Consider the following 16,269-nt stretch of genomic DNA (forward strand, 5'->3'; position numbering starts at 1 on the left):
GGTGCGAACCCGGCGGACCGCATCACGCATGCCCCGCACGCGGCTGCGCAAGCTTGCCGTCGCCATACTCGCACAACACCTGCGAGATCACCACGCGATAGCCGTCCAGCCAGCGCGCCTGCTTCGCCTTCGCTTCCAGATGCGCGGGATGCCGAATCAACTGCTGCAGCGCCGCCTCCGATTCCCAGTAGTAAACGTTCTGGATCAGCCCCGCCTCGGTGTTCTCCCAGGTCTCCTCGCCGAGGTAGCCGGGCGTCGCGCGCGCCATGTCGGCGATCTGGCGGTCGAGCCGGTGAAACTCGTCGTCGTATTGCCCTGCGCGAAAAATGAAGGTCGAGGCGTACATGCGCGCTCCATCGGGGACGGTTGAAAGAGCGGCAAGTGTAAGGCACGCAGCGCGCACCGTTGCAGCAGCGTCCCCACGCGTTGCACGCGAGACGGTAGCCGTCTACCACGGCCGTCGCACCGAGTCCTGGTAGCGCGTCAGGATGAAATGTGCGACGTCGTCCGAGTGATACGCGGCGACGAGTTGCGCGACCCACGGCTTCGTGCGGTCGGCGTCGCGCACGGTCAGCACGTTCGCATACGGCGAGCGTGCATCCTCGAGATTGATGCTGTCGCGCGCCGGCTGCAGCCCCGCGCGCGCGGCGTCCTCGCTGTCCATCGCGACGAACGCGGCCGAGTCGAGCGCCGCATGCAGCCGGTCACGGCGCAGGGCCACGAATTTCAGCGCAAGCCGGTTGCCCGTCACGTCGCGCAGCGTCGCATGCAGGCCGGCCTTTTCGCGCAGCGTCACCAGCGTGTCGTTCTGCAGCAGCACGAGCGCACGTGCCATCCCGCGCGGATCGGCCGGGATCGCGACCGTCGCACCGGGTTGCAAATCATTCAGACTCCTCAGCTTGCGCGAATAGAGCGCCATCGGCAACGTGACGGTCGGCGCGACAGCGGTCAGTGCATAGCCTTTCGCCGTGCGCGTCGCGGCAAGGCGCTGCGCGTCCTCGAAGCTCGCCGCGTCGATCGTGCCGCCCGCGAGCGCTGCATCGATGCGCGACGCGTCGTCGAATTCTACGGCGTCGACACCCAGCCCGCGCGTGGCCGCGACGCGTTTCACCTCGTCGAGGATGTCCGCGTGCACGCCGCGCGTCACGCCGACACGTACCGCCGGCGCGGCAGATTCGGCGGCGGCGGCCCCGAGCGGATGAGCGAGGCCGCACGCAACGGTCAGCGACACCGCAATGACACACAGCACCTGCTTCATGACGCATCCCTCAGAATCGTGCGGAACCCGATATGCGACGCGCCGAGATCGGCTTCCTGCCGTTCACGCGACGACGCGCGATAGCGCACGCAGTAATCGCGCGAGCACAGGAACGAACCGCCCTTGATCACCATCGGCGTGTCGTGCCGCCGCGTCGGCGGCGCGACGGCCGCCGTGTCGCCGTTCGTGTGCGACTGATGCGGACCCGTGTATGCGTCCTTGGTCCATTCCCATGCGTTGCCGATCATGTCGTACAGGCGGAAGCCGTTCGCCGCGTAGCAGCCGACTGGCGCCAGCCCCGCGTGGCCGTCCTCGGCCGCATCGAGCACCGGGAACGCGCCCTGCCAGTAGTTCGCGGCCGGCTTGCCCTGCGCGTCGCGCGGCGCCGCATCAAGCGATGCGTCGTCGCGACCGGCCTTGCCCGCGTATTCCCATTCGGCTTCGGTCGGCAGGTCGCGCCCGAGCCAGTGTGCATACGCGAGCGCGTCGCGCTGCGTGACGAGCGTGACAGGCAGGTTGCCGAGCCCGGCGACGTCGCTGCCGGGGCCGCGCGGCTGCCGCCACGATGCGCCTTTCACCCACGTCCACCACGCGAGGTCACGCGCGTTCAACTCGTCGCGCGTCGGCACATGAAACACCGCCGCGCCGCCTTGCTGCTCGACCTCGGTCACGTAGCCGGTCGCCTGCACGAACGCGGCGAACTGCGCGATCGTCACGTCGGTCTGATCGATCCAGAAGCCCCCGACATGCGTCTTGCCATCGCCGGCCGGCCGCTCGTCCGCATAGCCGCGCGTGCTGCCGAACACGAACGCGCCGCCGCTCAGGTGCACCATCCCGGCCTTCGGGTCGTCGCGCCACTTCGCCGGCAACCCCGAGTAGCGCTCGCACTGCCGTTCCGAGCCGAGCGGCGCGAGCGTGCGGCCGCGATTCGCATCGTCGAAGGCGCCGACGGGCGACGCCGACGGGCTCGCATGACCGGTGGCAAACGCGGCGGCGAACAGCATGGCCGCGAACGCCGCGCCGAGCGTCCAGAAGCGGAACCGCATCGTGTCGCCCTCAGTAGTAACCGCGCGGACGCAGCGGCTCCACGCCGCCGACGTTGCTCATGTAGGTCTTCCACTGGTCGACGAGCGTGCCGATCACCGACGGGTTTTGCGCGGACACGTCGGTCGTCTCGCCGCGGTCCGCCGCGAGGTCGTACAGTTGCCAGTGACCATCGAGCGGCCCGAGCGGCGGCTCGGTCCACAACGCCTTCCAGCGGCCGTCGGCGCTGCGCAGGTACGCGCGGCCGTACGCTTCGTCGCCGAACGGCGTCGTATGCACTTCGCCCGTCGCCGCACCGGTGAGCACCGGCAGCAGCGACTGCCCCGTCACCGGATAGACGTAGCGATTGTTGTAGACGACCTTGCCCTTGTTCTGATCGACGCCTGTCAACGTGTTCACGAGCGGCGGCGCCGGCTGCGACGGCGCCGTGACGCCCGCGACCGCGAGGAAGGTCGCCGTGTTGTCGGTCACGTGCGTGAACGCACGCAGCGTCGGCAACTGCCGCGCCTGCCCCGGCAGGCGCACGATCGTCGGCGTCGACACGCCGCCTTCGGCCGAATAGCCCTTCGTGAGCCGGAACGGCGTCGCGCTCACTTCGGCCCAGCGCAGCCCGTATTGCAGCCGTTGCGCGTTCTGCTTGCCGTTGTCGGTGCCGAGCGTCGAATAGACCGGGTCCTGCCCGTTCGCGGTGTCGGTCGCCGTCGGGTCCGCCCCGGAGTCGATCGGCCAGCCTTCCGCGCCGTTGTCCGACTGGAACATGATGAACGTGTTGTCGTATTCGCCGATATCCTTCAAGTGCTGGATCAGGAGGCCGATGTTGTAGTCGAGGTTCTCGACCATTCCCGCATAGATCTCCATGTAGCGCGCCTGCGCGCGGCGCTCGGCCGGGCTCAGGCTCGACCACAGCTTGTCGACCTTGCCGGTGCCGTAGTCGCTGTAGCCGTCGGCGGCCGAATGCATGGCGCTGATGTACTTCGCGTTCGCGGTGCCGTTGTTCGCCGTGGCCGGCGATGCCGACGTCGTTTCCGGAAGGCCGTCAAATGGCTTGAAGTCGGTGGGGATTAGGCCGAGCGCCTTCTGTCGCGCGATCCGCGCGTTGCGGATCGCGTCGTAGCCGGCGTCGTACACGCCCGCATATTTGTGCAGCCACGGGTCCGGTACCTGCAGCGGCCAGTGCGGCGACGTGTAGGCCGCGTACGCGAAGAACGGGTTGCCGTCCCGCTTGTTCGAATCGATGTACGAGATCAGCTTCTGCGTATAGAAGTCGGTCGAATAGAACACGGCCGGACTGCCGCCCGCGCCGCCCGGTTGTCCGGGCTGGCCCGGCTGCACGTAGCTGCCGTCCTCCGTGTAGTTCGACGAGCCGGCCGGTTCGTGCGCGAAGTGGTTCGTCGCCGCGCCCGCGAGCAGCACGTAGCTGCGCTCGAAGCCCCACTGGTCCGGCGTCTGACCGCTGCCCGTCGCGCTGCCGACGATCCCCGAGCCGATGTGCCACTTGCCCGCGATATAAGTGTGATATCCGGCGTCCTTCAGCAGTTGTGCGAACGACAGCGCGCGATCGTTCAGGTAGCCCTCGTAGCCGGGAAGCCCGCGCCGCTCGTCGGTCGGCACGCCCATCGTGCCTTCGCCGACGAGGTGGTGATCGGTGCCGGAAATCAGCATCGCGCGCGTGATCGCGCAGACGGTGCCCGTGTGGTGGTTCGACAGGATGCGGCCCGACGCGACGAGCGCGTCGAGGTTCGGCGTGTTGATCTCGCCGCCGAATGCATGGATGTCGGAATAGCCGAGATCGTCGGCCATGATGTACAGGATGTTCGGGCGCCTGGCCGCGGGCGTCGCATTGGCCTGCGGCGGCGGATCGCTGTCGACGCCTCCGCACGATGCGAGCGACAGCGCGCCGACGATCGCGGCGCAGACGACACGGAAACGGAAGGCATGCCACGGCGACGCGGATTTTTTCATTTTGTCGAACGCACGATCTACGGATCGGCGATCTTAGCGTCGCCCGCGCGGCGCCCAAAGTCCGATTCGTCACATGCTAACGGCAACGGGGAATATGCGCGCCGGCCCCTGTCTTATGGCTCGCACCGCAATGCTTGCGTTGCGTCAGCCGCGCCCGCCGAGGCTGCCGCCGCCGTCCACCGCGAGCACCTGCCCCGTGATGAACGCCGCATCGTCGGACAGCAGGAACGCGATCGCCGCGGCTACATCGTGCGGCGTGCCGAGGCGACGGGCGGGAATCGTCGTGAGTACCTTCCGCTCCGCGTCGCTCCCGACCGGACGCGTCTGCCGAAACAGCTCCGTCTCGATCGGGCCCGGCGCGACCGCGTTGACCGTCACGCCATGTTCGGCCAGTTCCAGCGCCCACGTGCGGGTGCAACCGACGAGCGCGCTCTTCGCGGCCGAGTACGCGGTGCGATCGAGACTGCCGAAGATCGCCCGGCTGCATACGTTGACGATGCGGCCATGGCCGCGTGCCTTCATCGCGTCGGCGAAATGCTGCGTGACCTGGATCGCCGCGCGCACGTTCAGGTCGAACACCGCCTGCAGCGATGCGAAATCGACTTTGCCGAGCGGCTGCGGCAACGCGATGCCCGCATTGTTCACGATCCCGTCGATCTCGCTCGACGCGCCGATGCGTGCGAGCGTCGTGGCCGTCGGTTCGATGTCGGCGAGATCGCACGCGATCAACTCGCCCGGAAAGTCGATGTCTTGCGCATGCCGCGCGAGGCCGATGACGCGATGGCCGCGCTGCGCGAGCAGCGTGCTGGTGGCCAGGCCGATGCCGCGCGACGCGCCGGTAACGAGATAGGTGCGTGATGACATGATTCGAGCCTCTGACGAAATTATCGAAGACGGCGCGATGCGCGCGCTCGCGCGGCGCATTCACGATCCTCACCGATTGTGCGTCAGGTGGAGAAAACGCGTACGGTCGCCGTCGTTCGCGTCGACGACTCGATCGTGCGCCGTGGCTACGAAGCCTGAACGATGCGCCGCGGCACGCGCTCGCCGTCCGCGTCGTCCGACGCCAACATGCGCGGAATCTCGTCAACGAGCGCGTCGATGACGACGCGCACCTTCATCGGCACATTGCGCGACGCCGGCCGCACCACGAACACTTCGGCGCCCGACACGCTCTCGCTGTCCATCACGAGCGCGAGGCGGCCGTCGCGCACGTACGGCGCCATCAGCCAGCACGGCAGCCACGCGAGTCCCGCGCCGGCAGCCGCCGCGTCGGCGATCGCCTGCAGGTCGTCGAATCGCAGGCGCCCTGCCGGGCGATGGTCGTGCACCGCGCCGTCCGCGCCGATGATTCGCCACGGCGCCGGCTGCCCGCCGCGCGAATACGCGATGCCGCCGTGCGACGCGAGTTCGTCCAGCCCCGACGGCCGGCCATGGCGATCGAGATAGGCGGGCGATGCGCAGATGCCCATGCGCTGCACCCCGAGCTTGCGGCCGACCAGCGTGCTCGTGTCGGCCAGCGAGCCGATACGCACCGCGATGTCGAAGCCGTCGTTGACCAGATCGGCGACGCGATCGCTGAACGACACGTCGATTTCAAGCCGCGGATGACGCTCGACGAGGCGCCGCACGACGGGCGCCACGCATTGCCGGCCGAACAGCACGGGCACGCTGACCCGCACGCGCCCGGTCGGCTCGCGCCGGCCGGCGTCGAGCGCGGCTTCCGTCTCGCCGAGTTCGGCCAGCAACCGCCGACACTGCTCGTAATAGACGTGCCCTTCGTCGGTCAGGCCGAGCCGGCGCGTCGTGCGCTGCAAGAGCCGCGCGCCGAGCCGCTGTTCGAGCCGCGCGACGATCTTCGCAACAGCCGAGCGCGTCATGCCGAGGCGCAGCGCCGCCGCGGCGAAGCTGCCCGACTCCACGACATCGACGAATTCGACGATGCCTCTCAGCCGCTCGTCCATGCAGTTCCGCTCCGATGGAATGACAGGTTCGTGTCCGCGCTGGCGACAATCGTTGGCCGAATTCTCGCCAATGTGTCCCGTTGCGCAACACTATGATAGTCCGGTCCATCTCGAAAAAGGAGCCGACATGCACGCATGGCAAATCAAACCGGGGGACGGCATTGCCGGGCTCCGGCGCATCGACGCGACGCTTCGCCCGGTCGGGCCGACCGACGTCGTCGTGAAGATCCACTCGACCGCATTGAACTATCGCGACCTGATGTTCGCGCGCGGCGACTATCTCGGCATCGGCACCGACGCGCTGATACCCGTCGCCGACGGTGCCGGCGAAGTCGTCGAAACCGGCCGCGACGTCACGCGGTTCAAGCCTGGCGATCGCGTGATCAACACGTACTTCCCGCACTGGATCGACGGGCCGCCCACGCCGCCCAAGGTCTCGGGGTCGCCCGGCTCGCATTTTGACGGCGTGCTCGCCGAACGCTTCGTCTCCGACGAAACCGCGCTCGTCGGGATTCCTCCGCATCTCGACTACGACGAAGCGGCAACGCTGTCGTGCGCGGGCATCACCGCGTGGAATGCACTGTTCGTCGACGGCGGGCTGAGACCGGGCGCGACGGTCGTGCTGCTCGGCACGGGCGGTGTTTCGATCATCGCGTTGCAGCTTGCGCATGCGGCCGGACTGCGCACGATCGTGACCTCGTCGAGCGATGCCAAGCTCGAACGCGCCCGCGCACTCGGTGCGGACGCAACGATCAACTACCGCACCACGCCCGAATGGCAGCATGAAGTGCTGCGGCTCACCGACGGTGCGGGCGCGGATCTCGTCATCGAAGTCGGCGGACGCGATACGCTCGCGCGCTCGGTCGCCGCGACGAAAATGGGCGGCATCGTATCGGTCATCGGCGGCCTCAGCAGCTTCGGCACCCCGGAACTCGGGCTGCTGTCGCTGATCGGCGGCTTCAGGAAGCTGCACGGCCTCATGGTCGGCAGCCGCGCGATGCTCGACGACGTCGTGCGGCTCGTCGACGCGAAAGGGATCAAGCCGGTGGTCGATCGCGTGTTCGGTTTCGACGAAGCGCCGCAGGCCTATGCCTGCCTGCAGTCGGGCCAGCATTTCGGCAAGGTCGTGATTCGCGTCGCGTCGTGACGGATGAAGGCGGCGCACGCCGCCTTCTCATCACCGCACGCATCGCGACCGCCCCGCGCACCGTCGTCAGAACATCTGGCGCAGGCCGATCGCGGCCCCGACGTTGTTGGTCCTGCCGATCTGGTCGACCTTGCCGGTGAGCCGGTTGGTGGCACCCGGATAGTCGGCCGCGAACGCGCCGTTGCCGCGTGCGAAATCGACTGTCCCATATACCTCCGTGTGCTTCGACAGCGCATATTCGGCCAGCACGGTCGCCGAGTAGTTGATCCCGGAGCCGAGCGTGCCGTCAAGCCGCTCCGCGTTGCGCGCGTGGCCGTAATAGCCGGCCACCGTGATCAGCAGCGGCGCGGTGGCCTGCCAGTTCGCGCCGACGTAGAACGTATCGTCGATGCGATTCGGGCTGCCGCCGGCGAGCGTGGGCGCGCCGGCCTGCTGCATGTTGAAGTCCGTCGTGCCCGTCTTGTCCTGACCGTGCAGCCAGCCGGCCAGCAGGCGCACGGACGGCGTGACCTGATACGCGCCGCTCACGTGCAGGAAGTTCACCTTCGCGCCGTTGACCGCACTGCCGTTCACGGACGACACCGAGGTCTGCTGGTAGCCGGCGTTGATCGACGCGGGCCCTTGCGCGTAAGTCAGCTCGACACCGTACGTGCTGTCGAGGCCCATCGCGCCGGCATGATTGCCGAGCCCGTAGATCGCATCGATGCTGAAGCCGTTGTACGAGAACTTGTACTTCACCGAGTTCGGCACGGTCAGGAAATTGCCGATACCGTTGTATGCCCAACTGTCCTGCCAGTAGTCGCCGACGGTCATCGGATCGAACACGTCGCCCATCGTGTCGTACAGCGGGGCGTACTGGTTGCCGAAGGTCAGCGAGCCGTACCGGTCGCTCGACAGGCCGACGTACGCCTGCCGGCTGAACAGCGTGTTCGCGACGTGCAGCTTGCCGTCGCCGAGCTCGAAGCCGTTCTCCAGACGAAAGATCGCCGACAGGCCGCCGCCGAGATCCTCGCTGCCGCGCAAGCCCCAGCGGCTGTGCGTTTCGGGGCCGACGGTCATTCCGATCAGGTCCTTGCCGTCGGGGCCGGCGTTCGTCTGATAACGGATCGCCGTATCGACGAGGCCATACAACGTGACGGAACTCTGCGCAAATGCGGACGACGCCGCTGTCAAGACGAATACCGCGCCGGCACCACCGGATACGACGATGCGTTTCATGAAAGGCCTCCCTGAGCGATTGATTTTGTAAGCAGTCCGACAGCATTCGTGTCGGCCTGCCGGTATAGCGCTCGGGAGAATAATCGGTCATATTCGCCGCACCTATTGCTGCTTCCGGATTGGACCTTTCCAATACGCTCAACAATCGCAGTAGCAGCCGTGCGGCGACCGGTGAGTCGCGCCCGGGGTAAGATGAACGCCCCTTCCGTCGCTTTGCCGCCCAAGCCATGTCGACAACCATCGCCACCCTGCTGCCGCTCGCCGGCGTCCTGCTCCTGAGCGTGGCCAGCCCGGGCCCGAACTTCGTGATCGTCACGTCAACCGCGGTCGCGCAACGCCGCGCCGGCGTGATGACCGGGCTCGGCCTCGCCGCCGCGTCGGGCACCTGGGCGGCGGTCGCGATTGCCGGCCTCAGCCTGCTCGTGACCCACGTCGCCTGGGTGCACACCGCGCTGCGGCTCGCCGGCGCCACGTACCTGATCTGGCTCGGCCTGAAAATGGTTCTGACCGCGCGCAGGCCGCTCGCTGTTTCCGCACCGGCCGCGTCCTCCGACTGGCATGCCGCGAAGAAGGGCTACGTGGTCAGCATGACGAACCCGAAATCCGTCGCGTTCTACGGCAGTATCTTCGCGTTGATGGTGCCGGCACATGCGCCGGCGTGGCTCGATCTCGCGGTCGTCGTGTTGTCGATCGGAATTTCGGGCGCGTGGTACTGCACCATGGCGCTGCTCGCGTCGCACCCGTCGGTGCGCCGGCTGCTGATCCGGCGCAAGGCCGTGCTCGACACGACGGCCGGGCTGCTGCTGATGGGGCTCGGCGGGCGGATGCTGGCCGGGCGCTGAGCGCCGTCACGCGCCGGCATCGCCAAAAAAATGGCTGCTTGCGATACGCAGCATGCGACGCGCTGCATATTGCAACGGAATCCGAAATGAAATCGGGCGCCGGGTCGAATGGCGCGCTTCAACGGATCGACGAACGATGGCCGACGGGCGTGGCGCATCGTCGACGCACCCCGCCCATCACCGCATCAGCGTACCGGATCAATCGCCACGATCGGCGCGCCGCGCGCCTCGATGTCGCGCCCCGCGAGCAGGCACAGATCCTCGCGATGATGCGCGGCAACCACTTGCACGCCCACCGGCACGTTGTTCACGACCCCGGTCGTCACCGCGAGCCCCGGCAGCCCCATCGCCGGCAGCGCCCGCAGCGTGAGCTGCGCTTCCCAGACGCGCTCGAACCCTTCCGGCCCTTGCCGATCGAGATCGTCGGGAAACGGCAGCTCGGACGACACCGGCAGCAGCAACACCGCATATTCGTCGAGAAAGAGCCGCCATTGCCGCGTCAGCGTCGTACGCCGCACGAGCGCGCGGCTGATCACGTCGGCCGGCAGATCGCGCACCTTGCCGCGCACGGCGTCGATCACCGCGGCCGCACCCGGATCGCCGTCGCTTGCGACCGCGTTCGCCAGCGTATCGAATCCGTCGCCGAGCCAGAGCTGCTCCTGCAACAGCGCGGCCTCGCGCATCGGCGGCGTATCGTCGATTTCGTCGACGGTCCAGCCCGCGTCGACGAGCCGTCGCGCGGCATCGCGCAGCGCGGCCTCGACCTCGGGCACGACCTCCAGACCGCGCGGACGCACGCATAGCGCCGCGCGCTTCGGCACCGCGCGACCGTCGATCGGCACCGGCACGTACCACGGGTCGCGCGGGTCCGGCGCGGCGAATGCACGCAGCGCCAGCGCGAGATCGTCGATCGTGCGTGCGATCGGCCCCGTCGTCGACATCAGTTGCGCGCCGATCGCGCGCTCCGGCGATGACGCATTGAATGCCGGCACACGCCCGAGCGACGGCCGGATGCCGTGCACGCCGCACGCATAGGCCGGATAGCGCACCGAGCCGCCGATGTCGGTGCCGAGCGCGATCGGGCCGATCCCGGCGGCCACGGCAGCTGCCGCGCCGCCGCTCGAACCACCCGGCGTCAGCGAACGGTTGCGCGGATTGTACGTATGGCCGTGCACGAGGTTCGACGTGAACCAGCGCAGCGCGAACGTCGGCGAATTGGTGCGGCCGAGCAGCACGGCGCCGGCCTTTCTCAGGTTCGACACCGACGGGCTGTCGGCGCTCGCGATCAGGTTTTCCTGCAACCGCGTGCCGTTGGTCGTCGCGAACGTCGCGACGTCGACGTTGATCTTCACCGTCACGGGCACGCCGGCGAGCGGGCCCGGATCGTCGCCGCGGGCGATCGCGCGATCGACGTCGTCGGCCTGCCGCCGCACGTCGTCGGGGCGATGCTCGACCACCGCATTGATCGCCGGGTTCACCGCTTCGAGGCGCGCCAGTGTGGCATCCGCCACTTCCCGCGCCGACACTTCACGTTGCCGCACGCGTTTCGCAATTTCAGTCGCCGACAGTTGCCAGAGTTGCTGCGTCATGACTTCTCCTCGTGAAAGGACATCACAATCACCGACGGCGCCACGTCATCCGCAACGTGGCGCCGCATTCACTCACTGCGCGTCCTGCTTCGCACGTTCCGCGGCCGCGATGATCGCGTCGGCCACGGCCTTCGGCTGGCTCAGCATCGCGACGTGGCTGCCGTTCACGCGCGTGACCGTCGCGCCGATCCGCTTCGCCATCGCCTCCTGCAGTTTCGGGTCGATCATCCGGTCCTGCATCGCGACGACGAACGACGACGGCTTCGCATGCCACGCGGCCTGCGCGACCTTCTCCGAAATGCAGCCACCGTACCACGGCCCTTGCGTCGCCGCGACGACGCGTTGCTGCGCGGGCGGCAGGTCCGGTGCGAAATCCTGCGCGATCGCCTTGTCCGACAGCGTCGCGAAGCCGCCGCCGTCCTTGCGCAGCTCGCCGGCCCACGACGGTGCCGGCAACCCCTGCGTGACGTCGGCGATCGACTGGCCGTTGTCCGGCGCGAACGCGGCGACGTAGACGAGCGACTTCACCTTGTCGTCGTTGCCGGCGTCGCTGATCACGACACCGGCCCACGAATGGCCGACCAGCACGACGGGGCCCTTCTGTTCGTCGATCGCGCGCTTCGTCGCGGCTGCGTCGTCGGCGAGCGAGCTCAGCGGGTTCTGCACCGACACGACGTGCAGGCCGCGCGCTTCGAGCAGCGGAATCACGCGGTTCCAGCTCGAGCCGTCGGCGAATGCGCCGTGCACGAGCACGACGTTCGTGCCTTTCAGGTCTTCCTTCGGCGCGGCCTGCGCCGCGACCGCACCGAACAGCCCGCCGAGCACCGCCGCGGACACCAGAACCCGTTTCGTCAAACCGATCATCTTCATGCTCCTTTCCGTCGTGTCGTTCATCTGAAGTGTTGCCGATGCGGCCGCGCCCACATGCGGCGGGCGCGGCAATGCATCACGAATGTGCGTACAGGTCGTCGGCGTCCGTCCGCGCGTTCCGTGCGGCGCGCTTGTCGGCTGCTGCGTAGCGGTCGGCAGATGCCGACCCGGCAGCCACGTTGTCGTCCTGCGACTTCGACGGGCCGTTCTGGTCGGAGCGCGCGACCTGCTGCGCGGCGACAGCGTTCTGTGCTGCGGCGATATCGTCCGGGTAACGCGCGTCACTGCCGGCCGGGTTGTAGCCGGCCTTCTCGAGCCGGATGAGGTCGGCGCGCACGTCGGCACGCGTGAGGCCGTGGCCGGTATCGGCGAACGACAATGCGGGGATCGAAGCGAGCACGGCGACTGCGAGGATTCGAGCGGCTTTCATGAGATTTCTCCTTGGCGGAAGTTGGGGGTATCGATCAATCGGCGTCCGGTGCGAACGTCTTGCATCGAACGTTTTCTGCATGTCGACAGTAGAACCCGCTCACGTATCCGGCATGTTTCCGAAACAGGGGTGTTGTGCAATCCGATGTTTCCGCATCGGCTGCCGATACAGTGCGATACAAACTCGATAACCAGCACACCGCTCGCCCGCGCCCCACCACCACGAAAAAAGGCGTGCCTCGCGCGGCACGCCTTTCCGTCAAACCGATTCGGTCACGTCATGTCAGGGGGCAAGCCGCGTGAACACGAAATCGTGATTCTTCACGCGCGCCTGATGACACGCGAAGCAGGTCTGGTGCTGACCGATGTCGGCCGGCACGCCGTTGATGAAGCGCCCGAAGCCCCAGCCGCCCGTCGACGCATAACGGCGCGAATCCTTCACCATCACCTGCACGGTCGTCGCCTGGCCGGGCACCGTTGCCGGCGCGAACTCGTCGGACTGCTTGCGCTTGTAAGCGAGCTTCACGAGGATCGTGCCGTCCGGAAACGGCAGCGTCGACTGTTCGAGCGCGCGGATCGCGACGGGATTGCCGAGGACCACGCGCAGTTCGTCGAGCGGCGCCGCTTCCTCGGCCGGCGCGACCATTTCCCACTTCCGGTAGCCGGGCGGGATCGTCACGCCGTAGATCGGCGACGCCGCCGGCTTCGGCTGCTCCGCGAACGCGGCCGGACCGCTCGCCGACCACGCGCCCGCCAGCAGCGCACCCGCGACGAGCGCACGGCGCGCGCCGCGGCGCGACACGATCGTGCCGGCCCGCATCAGAGATGCTCCACTTGCAGGAGTGCATCGGCGAATGCCTGCGGCGCTTCCTGCGGCAGGTTGTGGCCGATGCCGCCCGTGATGGTCCGGTGCTGATACTTGCCCGTGAACTTCTTCGCATACGCGGCAGGCTCCGGATGCGGCGCGCCGTTCGCGTCGCCCTCCATCGTGATCGTCGGCACCGTAATGGCCGGGCCGGCGGCGAGCCGCCGCTCGATGTCGTCGTATTGGGCCTCACCCTTCGCGAGCCCGAGGCGCCAGCGATAGTTGTGGATCACGACGGCCACGTGGTCGGGGTTCTGGAACGATGCGGCGCTGCGTGCGTAGGTCTCGTCGGAGAACTGCCACTTCGGCGACGCGAGTTGCCAGATCAGCTTGTTGAACGCGTCGCGATTCGCCGCGTAGCCGAGCGCGCCGCGCTCGGTCGTGAAGTAGAACTGATACCACCACTGGAATTCCGCCTGCGGCGGTAGCGGCTTGCGGTTCGCCTCCTGGCTGCCGATCAGGTAGCCGCTCACCGACACCAGCGCTTTCACGCGCTGCGGCCACAGTGCCGCGATGATGTCGGCCGTGCGCGCGCCCCAGTCGTAGCCGCCGAACACCGCGCGATCGATCTTCAGCGCATCCATCAGCGCGACGATGTCGACGGCCGTCACCGCCTGCTGGCCGTTCCGCACGGTGTCGGCCGAGCGGAACGTCGTCGACCCGTAGCCGCGCAGGTACGGCACGATCACGCGATAGCCGGCCGCCGTGAGCAGCGGCGCGACTTCCGCGTAGCTGTAGATGTCGTACGGCCAGCCGTGCAGCAGGAACACGACGGGGCCGTTCTTCGGTCCGAGATCCGCATACCCGACGTTCAGCACACCGGCGTCGATCTGGTGGATCTTGCCGAGCGAGGCCGCGCCGGCCGTGCGCTTCGGCGTCGACGCATCGGGCGCCGACTGCGCGCGTGCCAGCGAGCCGAACCCGAGGTCGGCGAGGCTCAGGCTTGCGAGTGTCGTGCCCAGAATCAGGCGGCGGCGGGTGTTCACGGTATCAGGCATGACGCGTTCTCCATTGTCGATCGCTAAGGAAGTGACCCGCGGCACGTGCGGGTGCTTCGGTATTGCCATTCACTGCGGCGGCACATGGCACCGCGCCGCCCTTGTGAATCGCTTCACCGGTTTTATATCCGAACCATCCGGATGCCTTGTATCCCAACGTATCTGTGTTCGTGTACGACATACAACGATTCAAAATCGCATGCGAAACGGCGAGTCGCGGGGCCGCGCGGTACACGTGGCCCCGTGCGCCGGCGCTTCAGAACAGCTTGACGATCGCCGGCACGCTGAGCACCGCGACGTAATACCCCATGAACTGCACGCCCGTGTTGAACGCGAACAGGCGCGACAGCATCCCGCCGAACAGGCCGATCGTGACGATCACCGCGAGCCCCGGCAACTGCCCTTCCCACATGCCGATCACGACGATCAGCCCCGCGAACGTCGCGATGATCGCCTCGTGACTCAGCTTGCGCGCGACGAACGCCGCCGCGCGGTGCGCGTGATGCATCGCGAGCGGATACGCGATCAGCGCAGCCAGCAGGATCGACAGCAGGCCGTAGCCGAGGAACTCGGGCCAGCTCATCAGCGTATGCAGGTTGTGAATTTGCCCGCTCGCCGCGTCGACCGTGAAGCGCGGCGGCGCATTGAACAGCGGCGCGGCCGGGCCTGCCGCCACCGGGCTCAGCGGCAACCCGAACGCGATCAGCGGAATCAGCGCTTCCGCGATGTAGGTCGCCTCGGTCACACCGTTGCGCGCGGCGATCACGGTCGTCAGGCGCTGATACGCATGGCGCACGCGCGCGCCGACGATCTCGCCCATCAACACCGTCATCGCGACCGGGCTGAACACGAAGGTCGCGCTCGACACGACGGCCGTCCCGACCGTCCATCCGACCTGTTCGCGGTCGAGCACCTTCAGCGGATTCGGGAAGTAACCGCGCCAGCCCTTCACGTCCGGTGCGAGCACGAACGTCGACGGCCCGTCGCGGCGCATGCGCCGCCGCTCGGCCGGCGACAGGATCGAGAACAGATCGGCAACCAACGGGCCGATCGCGATTCCGAGGAAGTAGCTGACGCTCAGCTTCACGCCGTAACGACCGGTCAGCGCCTGCAGCCCGATCACCAGCATCACGAACGGCACGAGCAGCAGCACCGACGCCCAGCGCCCCGCCGAAAAGTACGCGATGCCGACCGCCGCCGCGAGGAACACCCACGGCGCTGCCTTCGAGATCGCCGCGCCGAACGGTGCGAGCAGCGACGCGAACAGCACTGCGAGCGGCAGCGCAACGAACGCGGCGACGATCGCGCCGGAAATCATCTTGCGCAGCGCGATGTGCGGTACGCCGAGCGCGCGCAGCAGCGTCGCCTGCTGCAACAGCGGCGCGGCCATCGTGTCACCGGGAATGCCGAGCAGCGCGACAAGCAGCGTGAGCGGCGCGATCGTCGTCGTTTCGTCCGTGCCGGAAATCAGGCCGATGCCCGAGAACACGATCGCGCCGAGCAGCCCCATCGCCAGCGCGGACGGCAACGCATGCATGAAGGCGTCCATTAGCGGCCTCCCGTGCGCGCCCGCGCGGACGACGCTTCATAGGAAGCGAACAGATCGAGCAGCCCGAGTTCTTCCATTTCGGCACGCGCGCTCGGTGACAGGTCGCTCGCCGAGCCGAGACCGCCCGATGCTTCGGCAAGTTGCCGGAGCGCTTCGTCGCGCTCGGGGCCGCCGGCCGCGTGCTCGATCACCGTGCGCTTCGGCTTGAACAGCAACGCGCACAGCACGCCGCCCAGCAGGCAGCCGCCCAGCCCGATCAGCATGGCATAAGCCCGCGCGATGGCCGCGTCCTGCACCCACGACGCGAGGGCGAACCGGCCGGCCTCGAAAGCGCCGAGGCTGATCGCGACGCCGAGCAGGACCGACCACGCCAGGTGTTTCGTGGCGACGGTGTCGCCCCACACCTCGACGAGCGTGTCGGCGGACGCATCGACATGCGCGGAGGGCCGCCCGCGAGGCGGCACCGCCGAAACGGCGCTTGAACCGGTCTGTTGCATGTGTCTCCTCCTTGATTGATATGTCGCCGGCCGTACC

The 16,269-nt window shown here is 67.9% G+C and carries 16 protein-coding genes; 2 read left to right on the forward strand and 14 right to left on the reverse strand.

What is annotated here, in order from left to right:
• Positions 1-22 precede the first annotated feature (22 nt).
• The 6 genes from ACV22W_RS04485 to ACV22W_RS04510 all read right to left on the reverse strand — a co-directional run bounded on the left by ACV22W_RS04485 (position 23) and on the right by ACV22W_RS04510 (position 6,228).
• Positions 23-346, reverse strand: coding sequence for an antibiotic biosynthesis monooxygenase family protein (locus ACV22W_RS04485; protein WP_448018017.1), 324 nt, complete (start codon positions 344-346; stop codon positions 23-25).
• 102 nt (positions 347-448) lie between these two features.
• Positions 449-1,258 carry a MetQ/NlpA family lipoprotein gene (locus tag ACV22W_RS04490; protein ID WP_448018019.1) on the reverse strand — a complete coding sequence of 270 codons (810 nt, stop codon included), beginning with the start codon at positions 1,256-1,258 and terminating at the stop codon, positions 449-451.
• The gene (locus ACV22W_RS04495) at positions 1,255-2,304 is read right to left on the reverse strand and encodes a formylglycine-generating enzyme family protein (RefSeq protein ID WP_448018021.1); all 1,050 of its coding nucleotides are present in this window, start codon (positions 2,302-2,304) and stop codon (positions 1,255-1,257) included. Before ACV22W_RS04495 ends, ACV22W_RS04490 begins: the two co-directional genes overlap by 4 nt.
• Positions 2,305-2,314: 10 nt before the next feature.
• The gene (locus ACV22W_RS04500; protein WP_448018023.1) at positions 2,315-4,264 is read right to left on the reverse strand and encodes an arylsulfatase; all 1,950 of its coding nucleotides are present in this window, start codon (positions 4,262-4,264) and stop codon (positions 2,315-2,317) included.
• Between the two features lie 144 nt (positions 4,265-4,408).
• On the reverse strand, positions 4,409-5,128 hold the full coding sequence (locus tag ACV22W_RS04505) for an SDR family oxidoreductase (protein WP_448018025.1): 720 nt from the start codon (positions 5,126-5,128) through the stop codon (positions 4,409-4,411).
• Positions 5,129-5,274: 146 nt separating this feature from the next.
• On the reverse strand, positions 5,275-6,228 hold the full coding sequence (locus ACV22W_RS04510) for a LysR family transcriptional regulator (RefSeq protein ID WP_448018027.1): 954 nt from the start codon (positions 6,226-6,228) through the stop codon (positions 5,275-5,277).
• A gap of 127 nt (positions 6,229-6,355) precedes the next feature.
• Here ACV22W_RS04510 and ACV22W_RS04515 point away from each other — a divergent pair, with 127 nt between their 5' ends.
• Positions 6,356-7,375, forward strand: a complete 1,020-nt coding sequence (locus tag ACV22W_RS04515; RefSeq protein ID WP_448018029.1) for a zinc-dependent alcohol dehydrogenase family protein — start codon at positions 6,356-6,358, stop codon at positions 7,373-7,375.
• 66 nt (positions 7,376-7,441) lie between these two features.
• Here ACV22W_RS04515 and ACV22W_RS04520 read toward each other — a convergent pair whose 3' ends face one another.
• Positions 7,442-8,593: a porin gene (locus ACV22W_RS04520; protein ID WP_448018031.1), complete on the reverse strand. Its 1,152-nt coding sequence runs from the start codon at positions 8,591-8,593 to the stop codon at positions 7,442-7,444.
• A gap of 227 nt (positions 8,594-8,820) precedes the next feature.
• Here ACV22W_RS04520 and ACV22W_RS04525 point away from each other — a divergent pair, with 227 nt between their 5' ends.
• On the forward strand, positions 8,821-9,435 hold the full coding sequence (locus ACV22W_RS04525; RefSeq protein ID WP_448018033.1) for a LysE family translocator: 615 nt from the start codon (positions 8,821-8,823) through the stop codon (positions 9,433-9,435).
• A 185-nt stretch (positions 9,436-9,620) separates the two neighbouring features.
• Here the strand turns inward: ACV22W_RS04525 and ACV22W_RS04530 are convergent, their stop codons facing one another.
• The 7 genes from ACV22W_RS04530 to ACV22W_RS04560 form a co-directional block, all read right to left on the reverse strand.
• Positions 9,621-11,024, reverse strand: a complete 1,404-nt coding sequence (locus tag ACV22W_RS04530; RefSeq protein ID WP_448018035.1) for an amidase family protein — start codon at positions 11,022-11,024, stop codon at positions 9,621-9,623.
• 72 nt (positions 11,025-11,096) lie between these two features.
• Complete coding sequence (locus tag ACV22W_RS04535; RefSeq protein WP_448018123.1) at positions 11,097-11,888, reverse strand: alpha/beta fold hydrolase; 792 nt, start codon at positions 11,886-11,888, stop codon at positions 11,097-11,099.
• Positions 11,889-11,970: 82 nt separating this feature from the next.
• Positions 11,971-12,324, reverse strand: coding sequence for a DUF4148 domain-containing protein (locus ACV22W_RS04540; RefSeq protein WP_448018037.1), 354 nt, complete (start codon positions 12,322-12,324; stop codon positions 11,971-11,973).
• Positions 12,325-12,606: 282 nt separating this feature from the next.
• Entirely contained in the window at positions 12,607-13,143 is a 537-nt protein-coding gene (locus tag ACV22W_RS04545; protein WP_059702865.1) for a cytochrome P460 family protein, read from the reverse strand.
• Positions 13,143-14,186 carry an alpha/beta fold hydrolase gene (locus ACV22W_RS04550; RefSeq protein ID WP_448018039.1) on the reverse strand — a complete coding sequence of 348 codons (1,044 nt, stop codon included), beginning with the start codon at positions 14,184-14,186 and terminating at the stop codon, positions 13,143-13,145. Before ACV22W_RS04550 ends, ACV22W_RS04545 begins: the two co-directional genes overlap by 1 nt.
• A 256-nt stretch (positions 14,187-14,442) precedes the next feature.
• On the reverse strand, positions 14,443-15,735 hold the full coding sequence (locus tag ACV22W_RS04555; RefSeq protein ID WP_448018041.1) for a tripartite tricarboxylate transporter permease: 1,293 nt from the start codon (positions 15,733-15,735) through the stop codon (positions 14,443-14,445).
• Complete coding sequence (locus ACV22W_RS04560; protein ID WP_448018042.1) at positions 15,735-16,232, reverse strand: hypothetical protein; 498 nt, start codon at positions 16,230-16,232, stop codon at positions 15,735-15,737. Before ACV22W_RS04560 ends, ACV22W_RS04555 begins: the two co-directional genes overlap by 1 nt.
• Positions 16,233-16,269: the final 37 nt, after the last annotated feature.

The sequence above is a fragment of the Burkholderia sp. AW49-1 genome, from assembly GCF_053427845.1.

Bases quoted from the DNA above. Each gene is read 5' to 3' on its own strand.
- ACV22W_RS04485 (WP_448018017.1), bottom strand. From the start codon at position 346: ATGTACGCCTCGACCTTCATTTTTCGCGCAGGGCAATACGACGACGAG.
- ACV22W_RS04490 (WP_448018019.1), bottom strand. From the start codon at position 1,258: ATGAAGCAGGTGCTGTGTGTCATTGCGGTGTCGCTGACCGTTGCGTGC.
- ACV22W_RS04495 (WP_448018021.1), bottom strand. From the start codon at position 2,304: ATGCGGTTCCGCTTCTGGACGCTCGGCGCGGCGTTCGCGGCCATGCTG.
- ACV22W_RS04500 (WP_448018023.1), bottom strand. From the start codon at position 4,264: ATGAAAAAATCCGCGTCGCCGTGGCATGCCTTCCGTTTCCGTGTCGTC.
- ACV22W_RS04505 (WP_448018025.1), bottom strand. From the start codon at position 5,128: ATGTCATCACGCACCTATCTCGTTACCGGCGCGTCGCGCGGCATCGGC.
- ACV22W_RS04510 (WP_448018027.1), bottom strand. From the start codon at position 6,228: ATGGACGAGCGGCTGAGAGGCATCGTCGAATTCGTCGATGTCGTGGAG.
- ACV22W_RS04515 (WP_448018029.1), top strand. From the start codon at position 6,356: ATGCACGCATGGCAAATCAAACCGGGGGACGGCATTGCCGGGCTCCGG.
- ACV22W_RS04520 (WP_448018031.1), bottom strand. From the start codon at position 8,593: ATGAAACGCATCGTCGTATCCGGTGGTGCCGGCGCGGTATTCGTCTTG.
- ACV22W_RS04525 (WP_448018033.1), top strand. From the start codon at position 8,821: ATGTCGACAACCATCGCCACCCTGCTGCCGCTCGCCGGCGTCCTGCTC.
- ACV22W_RS04530 (WP_448018035.1), bottom strand. From the start codon at position 11,024: ATGACGCAGCAACTCTGGCAACTGTCGGCGACTGAAATTGCGAAACGC.
- ACV22W_RS04535 (WP_448018123.1), bottom strand. From the start codon at position 11,888: ATGATCGGTTTGACGAAACGGGTTCTGGTGTCCGCGGCGGTGCTCGGC.
- ACV22W_RS04540 (WP_448018037.1), bottom strand. From the start codon at position 12,324: ATGAAAGCCGCTCGAATCCTCGCAGTCGCCGTGCTCGCTTCGATCCCC.
- ACV22W_RS04545 (WP_059702865.1), bottom strand. From the start codon at position 13,143: ATGCGGGCCGGCACGATCGTGTCGCGCCGCGGCGCGCGCCGTGCGCTC.
- ACV22W_RS04550 (WP_448018039.1), bottom strand. From the start codon at position 14,186: ATGCCTGATACCGTGAACACCCGCCGCCGCCTGATTCTGGGCACGACA.
- ACV22W_RS04555 (WP_448018041.1), bottom strand. From the start codon at position 15,735: ATGGACGCCTTCATGCATGCGTTGCCGTCCGCGCTGGCGATGGGGCTG.
- ACV22W_RS04560 (WP_448018042.1), bottom strand. From the start codon at position 16,232: ATGCAACAGACCGGTTCAAGCGCCGTTTCGGCGGTGCCGCCTCGCGGG.